The 21,810-nt window shown below is 58.8% G+C and carries 19 protein-coding genes; 5 read left to right on the top strand and 14 right to left on the bottom strand.

The genetic code is table 11. The features are described from left to right. The 14 genes from rfbA to mtnA form a co-directional block, all read right to left on the bottom strand. Complete coding sequence (rfbA, locus tag KW848_RS14670; protein WP_218537282.1) at window positions 1-879, bottom strand: glucose-1-phosphate thymidylyltransferase RfbA; 879 nt, start codon at window positions 877-879, stop codon at window positions 1-3. Beyond that, window positions 876-1,769 carry a dTDP-4-dehydrorhamnose reductase gene (gene rfbD / locus KW848_RS14665; RefSeq protein WP_218537281.1) on the bottom strand — a complete coding sequence of 298 codons (894 nt, stop codon included), beginning with the start codon at window positions 1,767-1,769 and terminating at the stop codon, window positions 876-878. Before rfbD ends, rfbA begins: the two co-directional genes overlap by 4 nt. Then, window positions 1,766-2,842 carry a dTDP-glucose 4,6-dehydratase gene (rfbB, locus tag KW848_RS14660; protein WP_218537280.1) on the bottom strand — a complete coding sequence of 359 codons (1,077 nt, stop codon included), beginning with the start codon at window positions 2,840-2,842 and terminating at the stop codon, window positions 1,766-1,768. The genes rfbD and rfbB overlap by 4 nt, the downstream gene beginning before the upstream one ends. Before the next feature lie 224 nt (window positions 2,843-3,066). Further along, the gene (locus tag KW848_RS14655; RefSeq protein WP_218537279.1) at window positions 3,067-3,306 is read right to left on the bottom strand and encodes a LapA family protein; all 240 of its coding nucleotides are present in this window, start codon (window positions 3,304-3,306) and stop codon (window positions 3,067-3,069) included. Window positions 3,307-3,333: 27 nt separating this feature from the next. Beyond that, the gene (ihfB, locus tag KW848_RS14650; RefSeq protein ID WP_008148724.1) at window positions 3,334-3,630 is read right to left on the bottom strand and encodes an integration host factor subunit beta; all 297 of its coding nucleotides are present in this window, start codon (window positions 3,628-3,630) and stop codon (window positions 3,334-3,336) included. Window positions 3,631-3,773: 143 nt separating this feature from the next. After that, window positions 3,774-4,052: a hypothetical protein gene (locus KW848_RS14645; RefSeq protein WP_111450708.1), complete on the bottom strand. Its 279-nt coding sequence runs from the start codon at window positions 4,050-4,052 to the stop codon at window positions 3,774-3,776. Between the two features lie 219 nt (window positions 4,053-4,271). Next, a complete protein-coding gene (gene rpsA / locus KW848_RS14640) occupies window positions 4,272-5,957 on the bottom strand; it encodes a 30S ribosomal protein S1 (protein WP_218537278.1) in 1,686 nt (561 codons plus the stop codon). 120 nt (window positions 5,958-6,077) lie between these two features. After that, entirely contained in the window at window positions 6,078-6,767 is a 690-nt protein-coding gene (gene cmk / locus KW848_RS14635) for a (d)CMP kinase (RefSeq protein WP_008148720.1), read from the bottom strand. Further along, the gene (locus tag KW848_RS14630; protein WP_256365182.1) at window positions 6,764-8,971 is read right to left on the bottom strand and encodes a bifunctional prephenate dehydrogenase/3-phosphoshikimate 1-carboxyvinyltransferase; all 2,208 of its coding nucleotides are present in this window, start codon (window positions 8,969-8,971) and stop codon (window positions 6,764-6,766) included. The genes cmk and KW848_RS14630 overlap by 4 nt, the downstream gene beginning before the upstream one ends. A 28-nt stretch (window positions 8,972-8,999) precedes the next feature. Continuing rightward, window positions 9,000-10,112 (bottom strand): histidinol-phosphate transaminase, encoded by a 1,113-nt coding sequence (hisC, locus tag KW848_RS14625; RefSeq protein WP_218537276.1) that lies wholly within the window; start codon window positions 10,110-10,112, stop codon window positions 9,000-9,002. A 12-nt stretch (window positions 10,113-10,124) separates the two neighbouring features. Next, complete coding sequence (gene pheA / locus KW848_RS14620; protein ID WP_111450711.1) at window positions 10,125-11,219, bottom strand: prephenate dehydratase; 1,095 nt, start codon at window positions 11,217-11,219, stop codon at window positions 10,125-10,127. Beyond that, window positions 11,219-12,304, bottom strand: a complete 1,086-nt coding sequence (serC, locus tag KW848_RS14615; protein WP_192406927.1) for a 3-phosphoserine/phosphohydroxythreonine transaminase — start codon at window positions 12,302-12,304, stop codon at window positions 11,219-11,221. Before serC ends, pheA begins: the two co-directional genes overlap by 1 nt. 228 nt (window positions 12,305-12,532) lie before the next feature. Beyond that, entirely contained in the window at window positions 12,533-15,190 is a 2,658-nt protein-coding gene (gyrA, locus tag KW848_RS14610; RefSeq protein ID WP_111450713.1) for a DNA gyrase subunit A, read from the bottom strand. A gap of 434 nt (window positions 15,191-15,624) precedes the next feature. Continuing rightward, window positions 15,625-16,701, bottom strand: a complete 1,077-nt coding sequence (gene mtnA / locus KW848_RS14605) for an S-methyl-5-thioribose-1-phosphate isomerase (RefSeq protein ID WP_218537275.1) — start codon at window positions 16,699-16,701, stop codon at window positions 15,625-15,627. Between the two features lie 108 nt (window positions 16,702-16,809). Between mtnA and KW848_RS14600 the strand changes: the two genes are divergently transcribed. The 5 genes from KW848_RS14600 to KW848_RS14580 all read left to right on the top strand — a co-directional run bounded on the left by KW848_RS14600 (window position 16,810) and on the right by KW848_RS14580 (window position 21,794). Beyond that, a complete protein-coding gene (locus KW848_RS14600) occupies window positions 16,810-18,144 on the top strand; it encodes a TRZ/ATZ family hydrolase (protein ID WP_218537274.1) in 1,335 nt (444 codons plus the stop codon). 57 nt (window positions 18,145-18,201) lie between these two features. Further along, window positions 18,202-18,900, top strand: coding sequence for a bifunctional 2-polyprenyl-6-hydroxyphenol methylase/3-demethylubiquinol 3-O-methyltransferase UbiG (gene ubiG / locus KW848_RS14595; RefSeq protein WP_008148706.1), 699 nt, complete (start codon window positions 18,202-18,204; stop codon window positions 18,898-18,900). 4 nt (window positions 18,901-18,904) lie between these two features. Next, complete coding sequence (gene mupP, locus KW848_RS14590; RefSeq protein ID WP_111450717.1) at window positions 18,905-19,576, top strand: N-acetylmuramic acid 6-phosphate phosphatase MupP; 672 nt, start codon at window positions 18,905-18,907, stop codon at window positions 19,574-19,576. A gap of 177 nt (window positions 19,577-19,753) precedes the next feature. Then, a complete protein-coding gene (locus KW848_RS14585; protein ID WP_218537273.1) occupies window positions 19,754-20,494 on the top strand; it encodes a YciK family oxidoreductase in 741 nt (246 codons plus the stop codon). Between the two features lie 373 nt (window positions 20,495-20,867). Further along, window positions 20,868-21,794 (top strand): GGDEF domain-containing protein, encoded by a 927-nt coding sequence (locus KW848_RS14580; RefSeq protein ID WP_218537272.1) that lies wholly within the window; start codon window positions 20,868-20,870, stop codon window positions 21,792-21,794. Window positions 21,795-21,810 lie beyond the last annotated feature (16 nt).

The raw sequence follows: 21,810 nt of genomic DNA, 5'->3' as shown, positions 1-21,810 counted from the left end.
CTAGCCCAGCAACCTCTGCAGGTACTGACCATAGCCAGTCTTCTTGAGACGCTCTGCCTGTGCGCCCAATTGCTCTGGGGTGATCCAGCCATTGTTGTAAGCAATCTCTTCCAGGCAAGCAACTTTAAACCCCTGGCGTTTTTCGATGGTGTGTACAAAGTGACTGGCCTCAAGCAGCGACTCATGAGTACCCGTGTCCAACCATGCGAAACCGCGGCCAAGGATTTCGACGTTTAGCTCATTCCCCTCAAGATAGGCGCGGTTGACATCGGTGATTTCCAGCTCGCCGCGTGCGGACGGCTTGATGCTCTTGGCGATCTCGATGACCTTGTTGTCGTAGAAGTAAAGGCCAGTTACCACGTAGTTGGATTTGGGTTTCTGCGGCTTCTCTTCGATGCTCAGCGCCCGACCGGCAGCGTCGAACTCCACAACACCGAAACGCTCTGGATCAGACACGTGATAGCCGAATACGGTCGCGCCTTGCTCTTGATTGGTCGCGGAGCGCAGGTTTTCCGAGAAACTCTGTCCGTAGAAGATGTTGTCACCCAAGATCAGACAGCAAGGGTCCTTACCGATGAACTCTTCACCAATGATGAAGGCTTGCGCCAAACCATCCGGGCTAGGTTGTTCGGCGTAAGTCAGCTTGATGCCATACAGGCTTCCATCACCCAGCAACTTGCGGAAACACGGCAGGTCTTGCGGTGTGGAGATGATCAGGATTTCGCGCATTCCCGCGAGCATCAGCACCGACAGCGGATAAAAGATCATCGGCTTGTCGTAGATCGGCAGCATCTGTTTGGACACACCGAGGGTCAACGGATGCAGGCGTGTACCCGAACCACCAGCGAGGATGATGCCTTTACGATTTGCCGCGGTCATTTATTCAGAATCTCCCTAAGCATTCGGGTTACGCCACTTTGCCAACCCGGCAAGTGTAGAGAAAAATTGTCACGCAGCTTCTGAGTATTCAAACGCGAATTCAGAGGCCGGCGCGCAGGTGTCGGATAAGCCGTCGTTTCAATCGGATTGATCGCCGTTACGGCGAGCTGCTCGCCGTTGTCTTGGGCGAAACCGATCACATGGCTAGCATAGCCGTGCCAAGACACTTCGCCACTGGCCGCCAAGTGATACAAGCCTGACAGCTCGGGACGTTGCAGAACTTGCTGAATCGCCAACGCGGTCACGTCTGCAATCAGGTCTGCACCCGTCGGGGCTCCGATCTGGTCGGCGATAACGCTCAAGGTTTCGCGATCCTTCGCCAGACGCAGCATGGTCTTGGCGAAGTTGTTACCGCGAGCGCCATAGACCCAGCTGGTGCGAAAGATCAGATGCTTGCAGCCCGACGCAGTAATCGCCTGTTCACCGGCCAGTTTACTGGCGCCGTAGTGATTCACCGGGGCGACTGCATCCAACTCTTGCCACGGAGCAGAACCCTGGCCGCTGAAGACGTAGTCAGTCGAGTAATGAATCAGCCAAGCACCCAGAGTCGTGGCTTCTTCGGCCATGACTTGGCTTGCCTGACCGTTCACACGGTCGGCCAGCTCGGTTTCGGACTCGGCTTTATCTACAGCGGTGTAGGCTGCAGCGTTGACGATGACATCGGGCTTGACCTGACGGATCGTTACACGCAAGGCGTCGAGATCAGACAGATCACCACACAAACCATCGACCGCATGGCGATCCAAGGCGATTAACTCTCCCAGCGGCGCGAGGGAGCGTTGCAGCTCCCAGCCCACCTGGCCGTTTTTTCCCAGCAGAAGTATTTTCATGCCTTGTTCGAACGATCCGCGTAGTTCTGATCGATCCACTGCTGATAGCTGCCGCTCTTAACGTGAGCTACCCATTCAGTGTTGTTGAGGTACCACTCGACCGTTTTGCGGATGCCGGTTTCAAAGGTTTCTTCCGGCGTCCAACCCAGCTCACGCTGAATTTTACTGGCATCGATTGCGTAACGCTGATCGTGGCCCGGGCGGTCCTGAACGTAAGTGATCAGGCTGGCATGTGGACGGTGAGCAGAATCGGGACGCAGTTCGTCGAGCAGTGCGCACAGGGTATGCACCACTTCGATGTTTTGTTTTTCGTTATGGCCACCGATGTTGTACGTCTCGCCGATAACACCTTCGGTCACGACTTTGTGCAGTGCGCGGGCGTGGTCTTCGACGTAGAGCCAGTCACGAACCTGATTGCCTTTGCCATAGACCGGCAGCGGCTTGCCTTCCAGTGCATTGAGAATGATCAGCGGGATCAACTTCTCAGGGAAGTGGCATGGGCCGTAGTTGTTCGAGCAGTTGGTGACCAGGGTCGGCAAGCCGTAAGTACGGCTCCAGGCGCGAACCAGGTGATCGGAACTGGCCTTGCTGGCGGAGTATGGCGAGCTTGGCTGATACGGCGTGGTTTCGGTGAAGAGGTCTTCCGGACCTTCGAGGTCTCCGTAAACTTCGTCAGTCGAAATATGGTGAAAGCGGAAGTTGGCTTTACGCGCATCATCCAGCGCCGCCCAATAGTGACGCGCAGCTTCCAACAGTGTGTAAGTGCCGATGATATTGGTCTGGATGAATTCAGACGGCCCGGAGATCGAGCGGTCGACATGGGACTCTGCGGCCAGGTGCATGATCGCATCGGGCTGGTGTTCACGCAGGACGCGGTCGACCTGATCACGGTCGCAGATGTCGACGCGCTCGAACACGTAACGCGAGTTCTGGCTAACTTCGGCCAATGACTCAAGGTTACCGGCGTAAGTAAGCTTATCAACATTAACTACAGAGTCGGTTGTGCTGGAGATGATATGTCGAATGACTGCCGAACCGATAAATCCCGCGCCGCCGGTTACTAGAATTTTCACGCGAAGCCATACCCTTGAGTTACTGACAGGGCCGCCAAACGAGCACTGTCTAATCCATGAACTCCAAAGCCATCAAGTCAGCTGAGGCCTCTGACAGAGTCAGTCTGAGCCGACGTGGGCATAGGCCACTATCGGACAAGCGCAGCATTTTACAGCTTAATGACGGTTTTACTAATGGATATAGACAAGCTGTGGCCTCAATCGCCTCACCACCTATATCGTAATCAGACAAGATGCTTGCGTGAAACTCTGGACGTACGTCCCAGAAACCAACCTAGAATCGGCCCGATCACCATCCCGATCAGCAGCGCAACAACCATGACCAGCGATACCGGTAGTTGCGGTCCCGCCCACCCCAGAAACAGCAGGGAAACCGATTGCTGATTCTCGAGAACGAACGCCAGGATCGCCAAAACCAGCAACAGAATGAATACGGCGAGCAGTACGCGCTTGAGGTTACGCATAAGCGGTTCCTTGAATTGCGGTGGCCGTCAAAGCATCTCCTCCTCGTCCTCATTCACACGATCGCGCAATTCTTTGCCTGGCTTGAAATGCGGCACGAACTTGCCGTCGAGACTGACGGACTGACCGGTTTTTGGATTGCGACCTACGCGCGGCGCGCGGTAGTGCAAGGAGAAGCTGCCAAACCCGCGGATCTCGATGCGATCACCGGTGGCCAGACATTGGGACATTTGTTCAAGCATGGTCTTGATGGCCAGCTCCACATCCTTGGATGAGAGCAGCCCTTGATGGGTGACAATTCGTTCGATCAACTCCGACTTCGTCATATTTTTCCCTTCTTTTTCAAGCAGCTAGATCAGCGCTTCAAAGGTTTTAGCACGCCCCGATGAATTTGAACAGCCTGAGTTTTTGACATCTTCCACCAACAATGAGATGCCCTCTTCCAGGGCGCGGAACACCGCTCGCACACTCATCGACAGATGACCAGCATGGTGCGCGTCAGATAGCCCGCGGGATTGAAGCCAAAGGGGTACTCATCCTCGTCTTTGGCATCATCTGACCTGGCTACAACTTTGTAACCCGCCGCCTTGCACTCCTTGCTCGCGCGCTTGCGACACTTCTCCCATCCCGACCCCAACCCCGAACAATCGATCTCGATGCCACTGACCCCACGCACCGCGTGGGTCTTGGCATTAGTGGTACAGCCTGCCAGTGTCAATACTGCTATGACGACAATGAGCTTGTTCATTCACTTCCTCAGGCCGGATACGCCGCCCGACGGTCGCTCGCTTCAAGCTAAAGACTAGCCGTAAATAAACGATTGATCCGACTAAAGAAAGAGACAACTTGTTGAGGGGATTGGTTTCACGGCAAAACGACCGCAACGTTGCGAGACCATTGGAATCAACAAATCACAGACACAAAAAAGGGCGACCGAAGTCGCCCTTTTTCTATGGTCCGACAGAACTTAGTTCTGTTTGGCCATTGCTTCGCGCAGCAGTGCAGCCATGGTGGTGTTACCCACTTCGGCTTCCGGAGCAGTTTTCAGGCTCTGGATGGCTTCTTTCTCTTCAGCATCGTCTTTCGACTTGATGGAGAGCTGGATTACGCGGCTCTTGCGGTCAACGCTGATGATCTTGGCTTCTACTTCCTGGCCTTCTTTCAGAACGTTGCGCGCGTCTTCAACGCGGTCACGGCTGATTTCGGAGGCTTTCAGAGTCGCTTCGATATCGTCGGCCAGAGTGATGATGGCGCCTTTAGCGTCAACTTCCTTCACGATGCCTTTAACGATTGCGCCTTTGTCGTTCTCTTGAACGTACTCGGAGAACGGATCGCTTTCCAGTTGCTTGATACCCAGGGAGATGCGCTCGCGCTCTGGGTCAACCGACAGGATAACGGTGTCCAGCTCGTCGCCCTTCTTGAAGCGGCGAACGGCTTCTTCGCCCACTTCGTTCCAGGAGATGTCGGACAGGTGAACCAGACCGTCGATGCCGCCGTCCAGACCAATGAAGATACCGAAATCGGTGATCGACTTGATGGTGCCGGAGATTTTATCGCCCTTGTTGAACTGGCCAGAGAAATCTTCCCATGGGTTAGATTTGCACTGCTTGATGCCGAGGGAGATACGACGACGCTCTTCGTCGATGTCCAGAACCATAACTTCCACTTCGTCGCCGACTTGTACGACTTTCGAAGGGTGGATGTTCTTGTTGGTCCAGTCCATTTCGGAAACGTGTACCAGGCCTTCAACGCCTTCTTCCAGCTCAGCGAAGCAGCCGTAGTCGGTCAGGTTGGTTACACGAGCGGTAACGCGAGTGCTTTCTGGGTAACGGGCTTTGATAGCAACCCATGGATCTTCGCCCAGTTGCTTGAGGCCCAGGGAAACACGATTGCGTTCGCGATCGTACTTCAGAACCTTGACATCGATCTCGTCGCCAACGTTGACGATTTCGGAAGGATGCTTGATACGCTTCCAAGCCATGTCGGTAATGTGCAGCAGGCCATCGACGCCACCCAGATCGACGAATGCGCCGTAATCGGTGAGGTTTTTGACGATACCTTTGACTTGTTGGCCTTCCTGCAGGGATTCCAGCAGAGCTTCACGCTCAGCGGAGTTCTCGGCTTCGAGGACGCTACGACGGGAAACGACAACGTTGTTGCGTTTCTGGTCAAGCTTGATGACCTTGAATTCCAGCTCTTTGCCTTCCAGGTGCGTGGTGTCGCGCACAGGACGGACGTCAACCAGAGAACCTGGCAGGAACGCACGGATGCCGTTAACGTCGACAGTGAAGCCGCCTTTAACCTTACCGTTGATAACGCCCTTGACCACTTCTTCGGCTGCGAAGGCTGCTTCCAGAACAATCCAGCATTCAGCGCGCTTGGCTTTTTCACGGGACAGCTTGGTTTCACCAAAGCCGTCTTCAACCGAGTCCAGAGCAACGTGAACTTCGTCACCGACGTTGATAGTCAGTTCGCCAGCATCGTTGTAGAACTGCTCAAGCGGGATGAGTGCTTCAGACTTCAGGCCAGCGTGAACGGTTACCCAGCGAGCTTGGTAATCGATATCAACGATAACACCGGTGATGATGGAGCCTGCCTGAAGGTTCAGGGTTTTTAGGCTTTCTTCAAAGAGTTCCGCAAAGCTTTCGCTCATTTTAATTCCTGTTGAATAAGGGCGAAGGATACGCCCATCTCCACATCCCAGACGACGTGGGTTATGTTCATTTGAAGAAGCGACGCAGGACTATGACTGGTCCCCTGAGTCGCTTCTTGGTCACCCGGCGATATCGCGAATGGCGATCTCGCTCATGATGCGTTCCAGCACCTGATCGATGGATAATTCCGTGGAATCCAGCTGTATGGCGTCAGCCGCCGGTTTGAGCGGGGCTACCGCTCGCTGGGTGTCACGCTCATCGCGGACACGTATCTCATCTAGCAGACTCGACAGACTAACACCATCGACTTTGCCCTTCAACTGCAAGTATCGACGGCGCGCACGCTCCTCGGCACTGGCAGTGAGGAATATCTTCAGCGGTGCATCCGGAAAAACCACCGTGCCCATGTCGCGACCATCGGCCACCAGACCCGGAGCCTCCTGAAACGCCCGCTGGCGCTGGAGCAGCGCATCACGCACCGCCGGCAGTGCAGCGACCTGGGAAGCCCAGGCGCCGACTTGTTCGTTGCGCAAATCATCAGTGACATCGTCACCTTCGAGGATGATCCGCTGCGGATGACCTTCGGTCGCACCGACGAATTGCACGTCCAGATGAGCGGCCAGCAGCTTCAGCGACTCTTCATTGGTCAGATCGACGCCATGATTACGCGCGGCGAATGCCAGCAGACGGTACAGCGCACCGGAATCCAGCAGGCACCAGCCCAGGCGCTTGGCCAGAATCCCGGCAATAGTGCCTTTCCCCGAACCGCTTGGGCCGTCGATGGTGATGACCGGTGGCTTGATAATCACGACTGAGCCTCTTGTGCAACACGGATACCGACCTGCGCGCACAGCGCGAGGAAGTTCGGGAACGACGTCGCGACGTTGGCGCAATCATGGATGCGGATCGGTGCAGTGGCGCGTAGCGAAGCCACGCTGAAGGCCATGGCAATCCGGTGATCGCCGTGACCGTGCACTTCGCCGCCGCCGATCTGGCCGCCGTCGATGATGATGCCGTCCGGGGTCGGTTCGCATTTGACGCCAAGCGCCAGCAAGCCATCTGCCATGACCTGAATCCGGTCCGACTCTTTAACCCGCAGCTCTTCGGCGCCACGCAGGATGGTGCGCCCTTCGGCACAGGCCGCGGCCACGAACAGCACCGGGAATTCGTCGATGGCCAGCGGCACCAGCGCTTCGGGAATCTCGATACCTTTGAGTTTAGCTGCACGAACGCGCAAATCCGCAACCGGCTCACCGCCGACTTCACGTTGGTTTTCCAGGGTGATGTCAGCGCCCATCAGACGCAGAATATCGATCACACCGGTACGGGTCGGGTTGATGCCGACGTGCTCAAGCACCAGCTCCGAACCTTCGGCGATTGACGCGGCCACCAGGAAGAACGCGGAAGACGAGATGTCGCCCGGCACTTCAATGTGGGTCGCGGTCAGCTTGTGGCCGGACTCGACCGAAGCGGTCGCACCGTTGACGGTGACCGGGTAGCCGAAGCCACGCAGCATGCGCTCGGTGTGATCACGGGTTGGCGCCGGCTCGGTGACGGTGGTCTTGCCTTCGGCGTACAAACCCGCCAGCAGCAGGCAGGATTTAACCTGGGCGCTGGCCATCGGCATGGTGTAGGTCAGGCCTTTGAGCTTGTTGCCGCCACGAATGGTCATCGGCGGACGACCTTCAGCAGCGGTCTCGATCACAGCGCCCATCTCACGCAGCGGATTGGCCACGCGATTCATCGGACGCTTGGACAGCGAAGCGTCGCCCGTCAGCGTGCTGTCGAAGCTCTGCGCAGCCAACAGGCCAGACAGCAGACGCATCGAAGTGCCGGAGTTGCCCAGATAGATCGGGCCCGGCGCAGGCTTCAAGCCATGCAGGCCGACGCCGTGAATGGTCACGCGACCGTGGTGCGGACCTTCGATCACGACGCCCATGTCGCGGAAGGCCTGCAAGGTTGCCAGGGCGTCTTCGCCCTCAAGGAAACCTTCCACTTCGGTAACGCCTTCAGCCAGGGAGCCGAGCATGATCGAACGGTGGGAAATCGATTTGTCGCCCGGTACTCGAATCCGCCCAGTCAGGCGGCCACCAGGTTGTGCCAGGAAAATCAGGTCGTTGGAATTCATAGCGTCCACATAAGCCCGGCGGGCAAGGATTTTACTGAAATGTTCGCGGGCAACCCGGGCGCGAGTGAACACGCCCAACAATTGGTGCCCATCCCCTGCATCGACCGCGTCGCGCAAGGCGTCGAGATCGCTGCGAAATGTATCGAGTGTGCGCAGGACAGCTTCGCGGTTGGCGAGGAAGATGTCGTGCCACATGACCGGGTCGCTACCCGCAATTCTTGTGAAATCGCGGAAACCGCCCGCAGCGTAACGGAAGATCTCAAGGTTTTCATTGCGCTTGGCCAACGAATCGACCAAACCGAACGCCAACAAGTGCGGCAAATGGCTGGTCGCCGCCAACACTTCGTCATGACGCTCAACCTGCATGTGCTCGACATCGGCCCCCAATTCGCGCCACAACCGGTCGACCACTGCCAGCGCTGCCGGATCAGTTTGATCCAGCGGCGTCAAAATCACTTTATGGCGACGGAACAGCTCTGAGTTAGAGGCTTCCACCCCGCTCTGCTCGGAACCGGCAATCGGGTGCCCCGGAACGAAACGCGACGGCATGCCGCCAAACGCCTCGGTTGCCGCCCGCACCACATTGCCTTTGGCGCTGCCGACGTCGGTCAGAATCGCTTGCCCCAGGTCCATGCCGGCCAATCGGCCGAGCATTTTTTCCATGGCGAGGATCGGCACGGCCAGCTGAATCACGTCGGCGCCCTGACAAGCAGCGGCCAGATCTTCTTCACAGCGATCCACCACACCCAACTCGACCGCCAGCTTGCGCGACTGCGGGTCGAGATCGACCCCGACCACTTCGCGGCACAGGCCGCCTTCACGCAAGCCCTTGGCAAACGAACCGCCGATCAGCCCCAGACCGACCACCACCAGGCGACCGATCATAGGTTCAGCAGATTGCAGTGCAGTGACATCAACCACGAGCCAGAACCTTGGTCAGCGCTTCGAGGAAGCGGCTGTTTTCCGCCGGCAGACCAATGGTGATGCGCAAGTGATTCGGCATGCCGTAATTGGCCACCGGACGCACGATCACGCCTTCGCGCAGCAAGCCCTGGAAGACCGGAGCCGCAACACGGCCCAGATCGACGCAGATGAAGTTGCCCTTGGACGCAATCCAGCTCAACCCCAGCTCACGGAAACCCGCTTCCAGCTGCTGCATGCCGGATTCGTTCAGGCGACGGCTTTCGGCCAGGTATTCGGCGTCTTTCAGCGCAGCGCATGCAGCGGCCAAGGCCAGGCTGTTGACGTTGAACGGCTGACGCACGCGATTCAACACATCGGCGACCACGGCTGTGGACAAGCCATAGCCGACCCGCAATGCCGCCAAGCCGTAAGCCTTGGAAAAGGTGCGCGACACCAGCAGGTTCGGATAAGCCGCCAGGAAGTCCAGGCCATCCGGCAAATCGCTACCTTCGGCGTATTCGATGTAGGCCTCGTCCAGCACCACCAGCACGTGTTCCGGAACGTCCTGCAGGAATTCGTCCAGCGCTTCAGCGCCGAACCAGGTTCCGGTCGGGTTGTTCGGGTTGGCGATGAACACCACGCGGGTATCGGCATCGATCGCGGCCAGCATGGCCGAAAGATCATGACCCCAGTCTTTGGCCGGGATCACTTTGGCTTGGGCGCCGACGGCCTGGGTGACGATCGGATAGACCGCAAATGCGTGCTCGCTGAACACCGCGTTCAGACCCGGCGCCAGATAGGCACGGGCGACCAGTTCCAGAATGTCGTTGGAACCGTTGCCCAGCGTCACCTGATTGAGCTCGACGCGGCATTGATCGGCCAGCAGGGTCTTGAGCGCAAAACCGTTGCCGTCCGGATAGCGGGTCAGCTCGGCCAATGCTTCGTGAATCGCTGCCAAAGCCTTGGGACTGGCGCCCAACGGGTTTTCGTTGCTGGCCAGTTTGACGATGCTGGCCGGATCGATGTCCAGCTCGCGCGCCAGTTCGTCCACGGGCTTGCCCGGAACGTAAGGCGAAAGTTGTTGCACGCCCGGCTGTGCCAGAGCGAGGAAGTCACCACTCATTTGCTACCGCCCTTAGAGAACTGCTTTCGGGTAGGAACCCAGCACTTTGAGTGCCACTGCTTCCTGACTGATCTTTTCCAACACACCTTTGACCAGCGGGTCGCGGTGGTGGCCGACGAAGTCGATGAAGAACACGTAGGTCCATTTACCGCTGCGCGAGGGACGCGTCTCGATTCGCGTCAGGTCGATGCCGTTGTCGTGGAACGGCACCAGCAACTCGTGAAGTGCGCCGGGCTTGTTGCTCATGGAGACGATGATCGAAGTCTTGTCGTCGCCGGTCGGCGGCACTTCCTGGCTGCCGATGATCAGGAATCGCGTGGAGTTGTCCGGGCGATCCTCGATTTTCTCGGCCAGACGGGTCAGCCCGTACAAGCCTGCGGCCATGTCGCCGGCAATCGCTGCCGAGTTCCACTCACCCTTGACCCGCTTGGCCGCTTCGGCGTTGCTGGACACCGCCACGCGCTCGACATTCGGGTAATGCGCGTCCAGCCACTTGCGGCACTGGGCCAGGGACTGGGCGTGGGAATAGATGCGGCTGATGCTATCGGTCTTGGTGTTTTCACCGACCAACAGGTGGTGGTGAATCCGCAGCTCGACTTCGCCACAGATCACCATGTCGTGTTCGAGGAAGCTGTCGAGGGTGTGGTTGACCGCGCCCTCAGTGGAGTTTTCCACCGGGACCACGCCAAAATTCACCGCACCGGCTGCCACTTCACGGAACACTTCGTCAATCGCCGCCATCGGCTTGCTGATCACGGCGTGACCGAAGTGCTTCATGGCTGCGGCTTGGGTGAACGTGCCTTCAGGGCCGAGGTAAGCCACTTTCAGCGGCTGCTCGAGGGCCAGGCACGAGGACATGATTTCGCGGAACAGCCGCGCCATCTCTTCGTTGCCCAGCGGCCCCTGGTTACGCTCCATGACGCGCTTGAGCACCTGAGCTTCACGCTCAGGACGATAGAACACCGGCACTTCGCCTTCGGCCAGCGAGGCCATCTTTACTCGCGCAACTTCCTGGGCGCAGCGTGCGCGCTCACTGATCAGCTCCAGGACTTTCTCGTCCAGGGCATCAATGCGCAGGCGCAGTGCCTTGAGTTCTTGCTCAGACATTAACCGTGTTCCTTCTCGAACTCTGCCATGTACGAAATCAGTGCGTTGACCGCAACGATGTCGACGGCGTTATAGATGGAGGCACGCATGCCACCCACGGAACGGTGACCCTTGAGGTTCAACAGGCCACGCGCTTCGGCACCGGCCAGGAATGGCTTGTCGAGACGGTCGTCAGCCAGGCGGAACGGCACGTTCATCCACGAGCGATCCGACTTGTTGATCGGGTTGCTGTACAAGCCGCTGGCGTCGATGAAGTCGTACAGCGTGCGCTGTTTCACTTCGTTGAGCTTGCCGATGGCTTCAACACCACCCTGCTCTTTCAGCCACTCGAATACCAGACCCGAGAGGTACCAGGCCAGGGTTGGCGGGGTGTTGTACATCGAGCCGTTGTCGGCCGCGACCTTGTAGTTGAGCATGGTCGGGCACAGGGAACGGGCGTGACCCAGCAGGTCTTCGCGAACGATGTTGACGACGATGCCGCTCGGGCCGATGTTCTTCTGCGCGCCGGCGTAGATCATGCCGAAGCGCGAAACATCGATCGGACGCGACAGAATGTCGGAAGACATGTCGGCGACCAGCGGGACGTCACCGGTTTCCGGAACCCAGTTGAATTCCAGGCCGCCGATGGTTTCGTTCGGTGCGTAGTGAACGTAGGCCGCATCTTTCGACAGGTTCCATTCGTTCTGACCGGGAATAGCGAAATAGTCGTAAGGCTTGGCGGTAGCGGCAACGTTGACGTTTCCGTAGCGCGAAGCTTCTTCGATGGCTTTCTGCGACCAGATACCGGTGTCGATATAGTCGGCGGTGCCGCTTTCCGGCAACAGGTTCAGAGGAATCTGAGCAAATTGCTGGCTGGCGCCACCTTGCAGAAACAGCACTTTATAGTTCGAGGGGATATTCAGCAGATCACGCAGATCCTGCTCGGCCTTGGTGGCGATGGACACGAACTCATCACTGCGATGGCTCATTTCCATGACCGACAGGCCCTTGCCGTGCCAATCAAGGAGTTCACCCTGGGCGCGCTGCAGGACAGCTTCGGGAAGTGCCGCAGGACCGGCACAGAAGTTATAGGCTCTCTTGCTCACATCCAATCTCGCTCTGATTTGGTGGATCGTACAAACATATCAGTCGACACAGATCCAATGTGGGAGCGGGCTTGCTCGCGAAAGCGGTGCAACAGGAGACATCTGTGGTGAATGTCAGTCCGTCTTCGCGAGCAAGCCCGCTCCCACAAGGGAACTTCGTGGGTGTCGAATATTCTCAAGGGACAAACAACAAGGGGGCGAATTCTCATCCGCCCCCTGTCTGTCCGCTTATTCCTGCGGTTCTTCGTCAGCTGCGGCGTCGAGTTGCTGGTCTTCGACAACGTCGTCGATTACGACTTCGCCGTCGAACACTGCACCCTCTTCACCTTCTTCCAGTTCTTCGCCTTCGACTTCCGACGGCTCCTGAACCCGCTCCAGACCTACCAGCGTTTCATCGCTGGCCAGTTTGATGAGGGTCACGCCCTGGGTGTTACGACCCAGACTGGAGACTTCGTCGACACGCGTACGAACCAGAGTGCCCTGGTCGGAAATCAGCATGATTTCCTCGCCGTCGAGCACCTGGACTGCACCGACCAGACGGCCGTTACGGTCGTTGCTGACCATGGCGATAACGCCCTGACCGCCACGTTTGTACTCAGGGAACTCGGTGATCGCCGTGCGCTTGCCGAAACCACGGGCCGAAGCGGTGAGGATCTGGCTGCCTTCTTCCGGGATCAGCATGGAAATCAGCTTCTGGCCTTCCGGCAGACGCATGCCGCGGACACCGCGAGCGGTACGGCCCATGGCGCGAACGTCGGTTTCCTTGAAGCGAGTGACCTTGCCGCCGTCGGAGAACAGCATGACTTCGCGACTGCCATCGGTAATGGAAGCAGAAATCAGCACATCGCCTTCATCCAGCTCCAGCGCGATCAGACCGACGCTGCGTTGACGGCTGAAGGATTCCAGCGGGGTCTTCTTCACGGTGCCTTTGGCAGTGGCCATGAAGATGAAGTGACCTTCGGTGTATTCGTCGACCGGCAGCATGGTGGTGATGTATTCATCACTGTCCAGCGGCAGCAGGTTGACCAGCGGACGACCACGGGCAGCGCGGGACGCTTCCGGGATTTCGTAGGTTTTCAGCCAGTACACTTTACCTTTGCTGGAGAACAGCAGCAGCGTGGTATGGCTGTTGGCAACCAGCAGGTGAGCGATGTAGTCCTCATCCTTGACGCCGGTAGCCGATTTGCCTTTACCGCCACGACGCTGAGCCTGGTACGCAGCCAACGGCTGGGTCTTGGCGTAGCCACCGTGGGAAATGGTCACGACGCGCTCTTCTTCCGGGATCATGTCACCCAGGGTCAGGTCGAGACGGGCATCGAGAATCTCGGTGCGGCGCACGTCGCCGTATTCGGCTCGGATCACTTCCAGCTCTTCGCGGATCACTTCCATCAGGCGCGTGGCGCTGCTGAGGATGCGGATCAGTTCGCCGATCTGGTTGAGGATCTCTTGATACTCGGCCAGCAGCTTTTCGTGTTCCAGACCGGTCAGACGGTGCAGACGCAGTTCCAGAATCGCTTGTGCCTGTTCTGGCGACAGGAAGTACTTGCCTTCGCGCAGACCGTATTGCGGGTCCAGGGTCTCTGGACGGCAAGAATCGGCACCGGCACGCTCAACCATCGCGACCACGGCGGAGGATTCCCACGCGGTCTTGATCAGCGCTTCCTTGGCTTCCGACGGCGTTGGCGAGGCTTTGATCAGGGCGATGACCGGGTCGATGTTCGACAGGGCAACCGCTTGACCTTCCAGAATGTGACCACGTTCGCGGGCTTTACGCAGTTCGAACACGGTACGGCGGGTAACCACTTCGCGACGGTGACGAACGAAGGCTTCCAGCAGGTCCTTGAGGTTCAGGATCCGCGGACGGCCGTCGATCAGCGCGACGATGTTGATACCGAACACCGCTTGCAGCTGGGTCTGGGCGTAGAGGTTGTTGAGGATCACCTCAGGCACTTCGCCGCGACGCAGTTCGATCACGACGCGCATACCGTCCTTGTCGGACTCGTCGCGCAGTTCGGTGATGCCTTCGAGCTTCTTCTCTTTTACCAGCTCGGCGATCTTCTCGATCAGACGGGCCTTGTTCAGCTGGTAAGGGAGTTCGGTGATGACGATCTGCTGACGGCCACCGACCTTGTCGATGTCTTCGATTATCGAGCGGGCGCGCATGTAAATGCGGCCACGACCGGTGCGGTAGGCTTCGATGATGCCGGCGCGACCGTTGATGATCGCAGCGGTCGGGAAGTCCGGACCAGGGATGTATTGCATCAGCTCATCGATGGTCAACTCAGGGTTGTCGATGAGTGCCAGGCAACCGTCGATGACTTCACCGAGGTTGTGCGGCGGGATGTTGGTCGCCATGCCCACGGCGATACCGCTGGAGCCGTTGACCAACAGGTTGGGAATACGGGTCGGCATGACCGCCGGGATCATTTCGGTGCCGTCGTAGTTCGGCACCCAGTCCACGGTTTCTTTGTGCAGGTCAGCCAGCAGCTCGTGCGCCAGCTTGGTCATGCGCACTTCGGTGTATCGCATGGCGGCGGCGTTGTCGCCGTCCACGGAACCGAAGTTGCCCTGACCGTCTACCAGCAGGTAACGCAGCGAGAATGGCTGCGCCATCCGAACGATGGTGTCGTACACCGCGGTATCACCGTGAGGGTGGTACTTACCGATCACGTCACCGACAACACGGGCAGATTTCTTGTACGGCTTGTTGAAGTCGTTGCCCAGCTCGCTCATCGCGAACAGCACACGCCGGTGCACGGGCTTCAAGCCATCGCGCGCATCCGGCAGTGCCCGCCCGACAATTACGCTCATCGCGTAGTCGAGGTAGGACTGCTTCAGCTCGTCTTCGATATTGACCGGGAGGATTTCTTTGGCCAGTTCGCCCATGAGAAGCCTGATTCCTTTTTCTGGTGAAACTTCGTCACATCCATATGGGACGAACGAAGCTCGCCGCTGCAGGCTGAGTGCCATGCACCGACTTACGACAAATCAACGAGTTATGCCATGGATCTGCGCAGTAAAGGCAGCCACATCGGGCTACCTTGGAAACCGCCGGATGTTATCACAAGAGCCGCCACGCACCTATCCCCCTGATGCGCATGGAGCATAGTTAGTTGACCGGTGACAGGCTTGAAGGGGACGAGAGAGGCTTAGAGGCTTTTTGATTGAAGAATTTCGAAGTGAATAGGGTTGTTTGGTGGCTGTGAGGGCCTCTTCGCGAGCAAGCCCGCTCCCACACTCGACCGTGTCTAACTGGAGATCTCGGTCAAATGTGGGAGCGGGCTTGCTCGCGAAGGCGATTTATCAGGCGCCAAATATCTTTAATGCAGTCGCTTGCGGCACATCAACTGCGCCATTTTCGCGGTGTCCGGGCGTTCGACGATGCCTTTTTCGGTGATGATCGCATCGATCAAGTCAGCCGGGGTCACGTCGAACACCGGGTTGAACGCATCGACATTCGCCCCGACCCGCTTGCCGCCGACTTCCAGTAACTCGCGACCATCGCGCTCTTCAATCGGAATGTCATCACCGCTGGCCAGGTTCATGTCGATGGTCGAACTCGGCGCCACCACCATGAAGCGCACGCCGTGGTGCATGGCGTTCACCGCCAGCTGATAGGTGCCGATCTTGTTGGCCACGTCGCCATTGGCGGTGATCCGGTCAGCGCCGACGATCACCCAGGTAATGCCCTTGGTTTTCATGATGTGGGCGGCGGCGGAGTCGGCATTGAGCGTGACGGGAATGCCTTCGTTGGACAGTTCCCATGCGGTCAATCGCGAACCTTGCAGCCATGGACGGGTTTCGTTGGCGTAGACGCGTTCGACCATACCTTCTATGAACGCGCCACGAATGACGCCAAGCGCCGTGCCAAAGCCGCCGGTGGCCAGTGCGCCGGTGTTGCAGTGAGTCAGGATCGCCTGGGCGTTGCCCTGGTGCTTGCGGATCAGGTCCACGCCCAGTTGCGCCATGGTCAGGTTGGCTTCGCGATCACTCTCGTGAATGGCGATAGCCTCCGCCTCCAGCACCGCCATCGGATCGGCGTGATCCTTCAGACGTTCAAGCCGGTCGCGCATGCGGCCCAGGGCCCAGAACAGGTTGACCGCGGTCGGACGGGAATCGGCCAGCAGCGCGAAATCCTCTTCCAGCGCCGTCTGCCAGTCACCGCCCTCGGCAAACCGCGCGCGGGCCGCCAGCACAACGCCATAGGCGGTACTGATGCCAATCGCCGGCGCGCCGCGCACCACCATCGAACGAATGGCCTCGGCCACGCCAGCAGCGCTGGTGTAGGCGATCCAGGTTTCCTCGAACGGCAAAATACGCTGATCCAGCAGGTAAAGGGCGCCATCACGCCAATCGATGGCCTTTACTTTCTCCGCAGCCAACAGTCGATCGCGCATCCCTCACCCCGCACACATGAACAAAAGCCGTCGATTATAGCGATCCCCCCGCGAAGACGCTCGGGTATACTTCGCCATCCTTTACAAAAGCTCTGGAACCGACTCTCGATGCCGAACACTGCCGTTGCGCTCGACTTGCTATTGCTGCCGACCTGGCTGGTACCCGTCGAACCCGCTGGCGTTGTCCTCAAAGAGCACGCCCTGGGCATCCGCGACGGACGCATCGTATTCATCGGCCCACGCTCGGCTGCGCTGAAGCTTAACGCAACCGAAGTCCGCGAATTGCCGGACATATTGCTCTGCCCCGGCTTGATCAATGCCCACGGTCATGCGGCGATGACACTGTTCCGTGGCCTGGCCGATGATCTGCCCCTGATGACCTGGCTGGAAAACCACATTTGGCCGGCCGAAGCCAAGTGGGTCGATGAAGCTTTCGTACGTGACGGCACTGACCTGGCGATCGCCGAGCAGATCAAAGGTGGCATCACCTGCTTCTCTGACATGTATTTCTTCCCGAAGGTTGCGAGCGAGCGCGCCCATAACAGCGGCATCCGTGCGCAAATCGCCATTCCGATCCTCGATTTCCCGATCCCGGGCGCCAGCACGGCGGATGAAGCCATTCGTCAGGGCGTCGAACTGTTCAACGATCTCAAGCACCACGAGCGTATCAAAGTCACCTTCGGCCCCCATGCACCCTACACCGTGGGCGACGAGAACCTGGAAAAAATCCGGGTGATCACCGAAGAGCTGGACGCCTCGATCCATATGCACGTGCATGAAACGGCTTATGAAGTGCAGCAGTCCGTCGAGCAGCGCGGCGAGCGCCCGTTGGCTCGCCTCGGGCGCCTGGGCTTGCTGGGGCCGCGCTTCCAGGCCGTCCACATGACTCAGATCAGCGATGAAGACCTGGTGTTGCTGGTAGAAAGTAACACCAACGTGATTCATTGCCCGGAGTCGAACCTGAAGCTGGCCAGCGGGTTCTGCCCGGTGGAGCGCTTATGGCAGGCTGGCGTCAATGTGGCAGTCGGCACCGATGGCTCGGCCAGCAACAATGACCTGGACTTGCTCGGCGAAACCCGCACCGCCGCCTTATTGGCCAAAGCCGTCGCCGGCTCGGCCACCGCGCTGGATGCCCATCGCGCCCTGCGCATGGCCACGCTCAATGGCGCCCGCGCGCTGGGCATTGAATCCGAAACGGGATCGCTGGAAGTCGGCAAAGCGGCAGACATCGTCGCGTTCGACCTCTCCGGCCTGGCGCAGCAACCGGTCTACGACCCGGTTTCGCAGCTTATATATGCCACCGGCCGTGATTGCGTGAAACACCTTTGGGTCGCCGGCAAGCAACTGCTCGACGACCGCCGCCTGACTCGTCTGGACGAAGAACAACTCTGCGTCACCGCCAAGGCGTGGGGCCAGCGCATCAGCGGCCATACCGAATCGTAAGCACCCCGGACTTACCACCGGGGCAACAGGATTTTTCAAGTTTTAGAGGACTTAACCATGAGCAACGTCGACTACGCCGAAATCGCCAAATTCGAAGCCCTGGCCCATCGCTGGTGGGACCGCGAAAGCGAGTTCAAACCGCTGCACGACATCAACCCGCTGCGGGTCAACTGGATTGACGAACGGGTCAACCTGGCCGGCAAGAAAGTCCTCGACATCGGTTGCGGCGGCGGCATTCTCAGCGAAGCCATGGCCCAGCGCGGCGCTACCGTCATGGGTATCGACATGGGCGAAGCGCCGCTGGCGGTCGCGCAACTGCATCAACTGGAATCCGGCGTGAGCGTCGAATACCGGCAGATCACCGCCGAAGCGCTGGCTGAAGAAATGCCCGAGCAGTTCGACGTGGTCACGTGCCTGGAAATGCTCGAGCACGTGCCGGACCCGTCCTCGGTGATCCGCGCTTGCTTCCGTATGGTCAAGCCCGGTGGCCAGGTGTTCTTCTCCACCATCAACCGCAACCCGAAGGCGTACCTGTTCGCCATCGTCGGCGCGGAATACATCATGAAGCTGCTGCCGCGCGGCACCCACGATTTCAAGAAATTCATCCGCCCGTCCGAGCTGGGTGCCTGGAGCCGCATGGCTGGCCTGACCGTCAAGGACATCATCGGCCTGACCTACAACCCGCTGACCAAGCACTACAAACTGGCCTCCGACGTGGACGTCAACTACATGATCCAGACCCTGCGCGAGGAGTAAGCCGATGCGTATCAGAGCAGTTCTTTTCGACATGGACGGCACCCTGCTCGACACCGCGCCGGACTTTATTGCGATCTGTCAGGCGATGCGCGCCGATCGCGGCTTGCCGCCGATGAACGACAAACACATTCGCGACGAGATCTCCGGCGGCGCCAAGGCGATGGTCGCGGTGACCTTCTCCATGGACCCGGAAACACCGGGTTTCGAGGAATTGCGCCTGGAGTTCCTCGAGCGTTACCTCGCCGGTTGCGCGGTTCACAGCAAACTCTTCGACGGCATGGGCGAACTGCTGGCCGACATCGAAAAGGCCAACCTGATCTGGGGCGTGGTCACCAACAAGCCGCTGCGGTTCGCCGAGCCGATCATGCAACAGCTTGGCCTGGCCGAGCGCTCGGCGTTGTTGATCTGCCCGGACCATGTGAAGAACAGCAAACCGGACCCCGAGCCGTTGATCCTCGCGTGCAAGATGCTCGACCTCGATCCGGCCAGCGTGTTGTTCGTGGGTGATGACTTGCGCGATATCGAATCCGGTCGCGACGCCGGCACCAGAACGGCCGCGGTGACCTATGGCTACATTCATCCGGAGGATAACCCGCGGCATTGGGGCGCGGATGTAGTGGTCGATCATCCGCTGGAGTTGCGCAAGGTTTTGGATAGCGCCCTCTGTAGCTGCTGAGTGCCGGTTTCAGGTTCTGGAAATGAGGCGTGAATGCTGACGCCTTCGCGGGCAAGCCCGCTCCCACAGGGTCCTTTGGGTGGATGCAACATGTGTGAACACCTTCGATCCTTGTGGGAGCGGGCTTGCCCGCGAATGGCCGCGCCGCGATGTGTCTTCTGCTTTGTGAGGTTTTTTATGTTTGATTATTCCGCCCGCCCAGAATTGCTCAAGGACCGGGTCATCCTGGTCACCGGCGCTGGCCGTGGCATCGGCGCTGCCGCCGCGAAAACCTTTGCCGCGCACGGTGCCACTGTGCTGTTGCTGGGCAAGACCGAAGCCAATCTGACCCAGGTCTACGACGAAATCGAAGCCGCCGGCCATCCACAGCCGGCCGTGATCCCGTTCAACCTGGAAACCGCCCTGCCCCATCAATACGATGAGCTGGCAGCGATGATCGAAACCGAATTCGGCCATCTCGACGGTTTGCTGCACAACGCGTCGATCATTGGCCCGCGTACGCCGATCGAACAGCTGTCCGGCGAAAACTTCATGCGTGTCATGCAAGTCAACGTCAACGCCATGTTCATGCTCACCAGCACCCTGCTGCCGCTGCTCAAGCTGTCCAAGGACGCCTCGGTGGTGTTCACCTCCAGCAGCGTCGGCCGCAAGGGACGTGCGTATTGGGGCGCTTACGGCGTGTCCAAGTTCGCCACCGAAGGCTTGATGCAAACCCTGGCCGACGAAGTCGACACCGTGGCACCGGTGCGCTCCAACAGCATCAACCCGGGCGCCACCCGCACCAGCATGCGCGCCCAGGCTTACCCGGGGGAAAACCCGCTGAACAACCCGACGCCCGAGGAGATCATGCCGGTCTACCTCTACCTGATGGGTCCGGACAGCACCGGCATCAATGGCCAGGCGTTCAACGCTCAGTAACGCCCGCGCGTCGCTTTTGTGCCGCGACGGCTTCCCGCCGCGGCATACAAATGCGTCGCAACCATCCCCATCACACGTCAACCAACTGTCACAAAACCCGGCGACACCCCTCATCAACAGCTTCAACTCTTTGATTTAGAACGTTTTTTATCCGACTGAACTGAATGGCACGACTTTCGCTCTAAATTTGCTCAGACACGCAGTGTGAAAGCAAACGGGCGGACGCCTGAGCCGACAGATTACTTATCGTCGGCAAAGCGGACTAAACTTGGGCCAAATGTCCTACGGGACTGATGGACCAGTATGACGCGCAGCCCAAAGCCGCTCTCACCCAGCCTGTAAGACAGCCTTACTGCTTAGGGGTGCACGCCATATGAAATCACCTTCCCAGACCAACGCAATTGACTTCGATAGCGCCAAATTGCAACGCCTGGGCTTTGGTCAGCAGCCTACCCTCATCGAGAGGCCCGTCAGCCTTTCGCAACTGCGCCAGCAACTCAGTCTGCAGCTGCAAACCAGTCTTGAGCCGCAACGCATTCTCGGGCTGTTCTTCCGTGAGATTCAGCGACTAGTACCACTTGACGCCTTGACGTACGAGCACCCGGCCAGCGACTTGCGCCTGGAGTTCGGCCTGCGCGGCCATCACTCGATCAGCTACAGCCTCAGCCACGAAGGCGAGAATCTGGGCGAACTGGTATTCCGCCGCAATCAGCGTTTCAGTGAGCAGGAACAAGGCAACCTCGAGTCACTGCTGTCCGCATTGCTGTATCCGATGCGCAATGCCCTGCTCTACCGCGCCGCCACCCAAAGCGCCTTGCGCGATCCGCTGACGGGCACCGGCAACCGCATTGCCATGGATCAGACCCTGAAACGGGAAATCGAGATGTCGCGTCGGCATCTGCAACCCTTGTCGCTGCTGATGCTGGACATCGACCACTTCAAACGCATCAACGACAACCACGGACACAGCGCCGGCGATGACGTGCTCAAGGCCGTTGCAGCCTCGATCAAAAACCAGTTGCGCAACGTGGACATGGTCTTCCGCTTTGGTGGCGAAGAGTTCCTGATCCTGCTGTCCAACACGAGTCGTGAGGCAGCAGCCATGGTTGGCGAACGGCTACGATTTGCAGTGCAGGCAGAGAATTATGTGGCCGATGGCCATGTGATCGAGCTGACGGTCAGCCTTGGTTGCTCGACGCTATTGCCCGGCGAATCTGCCGAAAGCCTGTTGCGACGGGCCGACAGTGCGTTGTATGTGGCCAAGCGCGAGGGACGTAACCGGTTGGCGATGGCGGGCTGAATGCCCGGAGCGGGCA

This window comes from Pseudomonas sp. PDM25, assembly GCF_019219045.1.
GTDB lineage: Bacteria > Pseudomonadota > Gammaproteobacteria > Pseudomonadales > Pseudomonadaceae > Aquipseudomonas.
Note: the sequence above shows the minus strand (reverse complement) of the source record. Positions and strands in the feature narration are given on the sequence as shown.

Coding starts and splice junctions, on each gene's coding strand:
- ubiG (WP_008148706.1), top strand. CDS start 18,202: ATGAGCAACGTCGACTACGCCGAAATCGCCAAATTCGAAGCCCTGGCC.
- KW848_RS14600 (WP_218537274.1), top strand. CDS start 16,810: ATGCCGAACACTGCCGTTGCGCTCGACTTGCTATTGCTGCCGACCTGG.
- KW848_RS14580 (WP_218537272.1), top strand. CDS start 20,868: ATGAAATCACCTTCCCAGACCAACGCAATTGACTTCGATAGCGCCAAA.
- rfbA (WP_218537282.1), bottom strand. CDS start 879: ATGACCGCGGCAAATCGTAAAGGCATCATCCTCGCTGGTGGTTCGGGT.
- pheA (WP_111450711.1), bottom strand. CDS start 11,219: ATGTCTGAGCAAGAACTCAAGGCACTGCGCCTGCGCATTGATGCCCTG.
- mtnA (WP_218537275.1), bottom strand. CDS start 16,701: ATGCGCGATCGACTGTTGGCTGCGGAGAAAGTAAAGGCCATCGATTGG.
- ihfB (WP_008148724.1), bottom strand. CDS start 3,630: ATGACGAAGTCGGAGTTGATCGAACGAATTGTCACCCATCAAGGGCTG.
- KW848_RS14585 (WP_218537273.1), top strand. CDS start 19,754: ATGTTTGATTATTCCGCCCGCCCAGAATTGCTCAAGGACCGGGTCATC.
- KW848_RS14645 (WP_111450708.1), bottom strand. CDS start 4,052: ATGAACAAGCTCATTGTCGTCATAGCAGTATTGACACTGGCAGGCTGT.
- KW848_RS14630 (WP_256365182.1), bottom strand. CDS start 8,971: ATGATCGGTCGCCTGGTGGTGGTCGGTCTGGGGCTGATCGGCGGTTCG.
- gyrA (WP_111450713.1), bottom strand. CDS start 15,190: ATGGGCGAACTGGCCAAAGAAATCCTCCCGGTCAATATCGAAGACGAG.
- KW848_RS14655 (WP_218537279.1), bottom strand. CDS start 3,306: ATGCGTAACCTCAAGCGCGTACTGCTCGCCGTATTCATTCTGTTGCTG.
- mupP (WP_111450717.1), top strand. CDS start 18,905: ATGCGTATCAGAGCAGTTCTTTTCGACATGGACGGCACCCTGCTCGAC.
- hisC (WP_218537276.1), bottom strand. CDS start 10,112: ATGAGTGGTGACTTCCTCGCTCTGGCACAGCCGGGCGTGCAACAACTT.
- rpsA (WP_218537278.1), bottom strand. CDS start 5,957: ATGAGCGAAAGCTTTGCGGAACTCTTTGAAGAAAGCCTAAAAACCCTG.
- rfbD (WP_218537281.1), bottom strand. CDS start 1,769: ATGAAAATACTTCTGCTGGGAAAAAACGGCCAGGTGGGCTGGGAGCTG.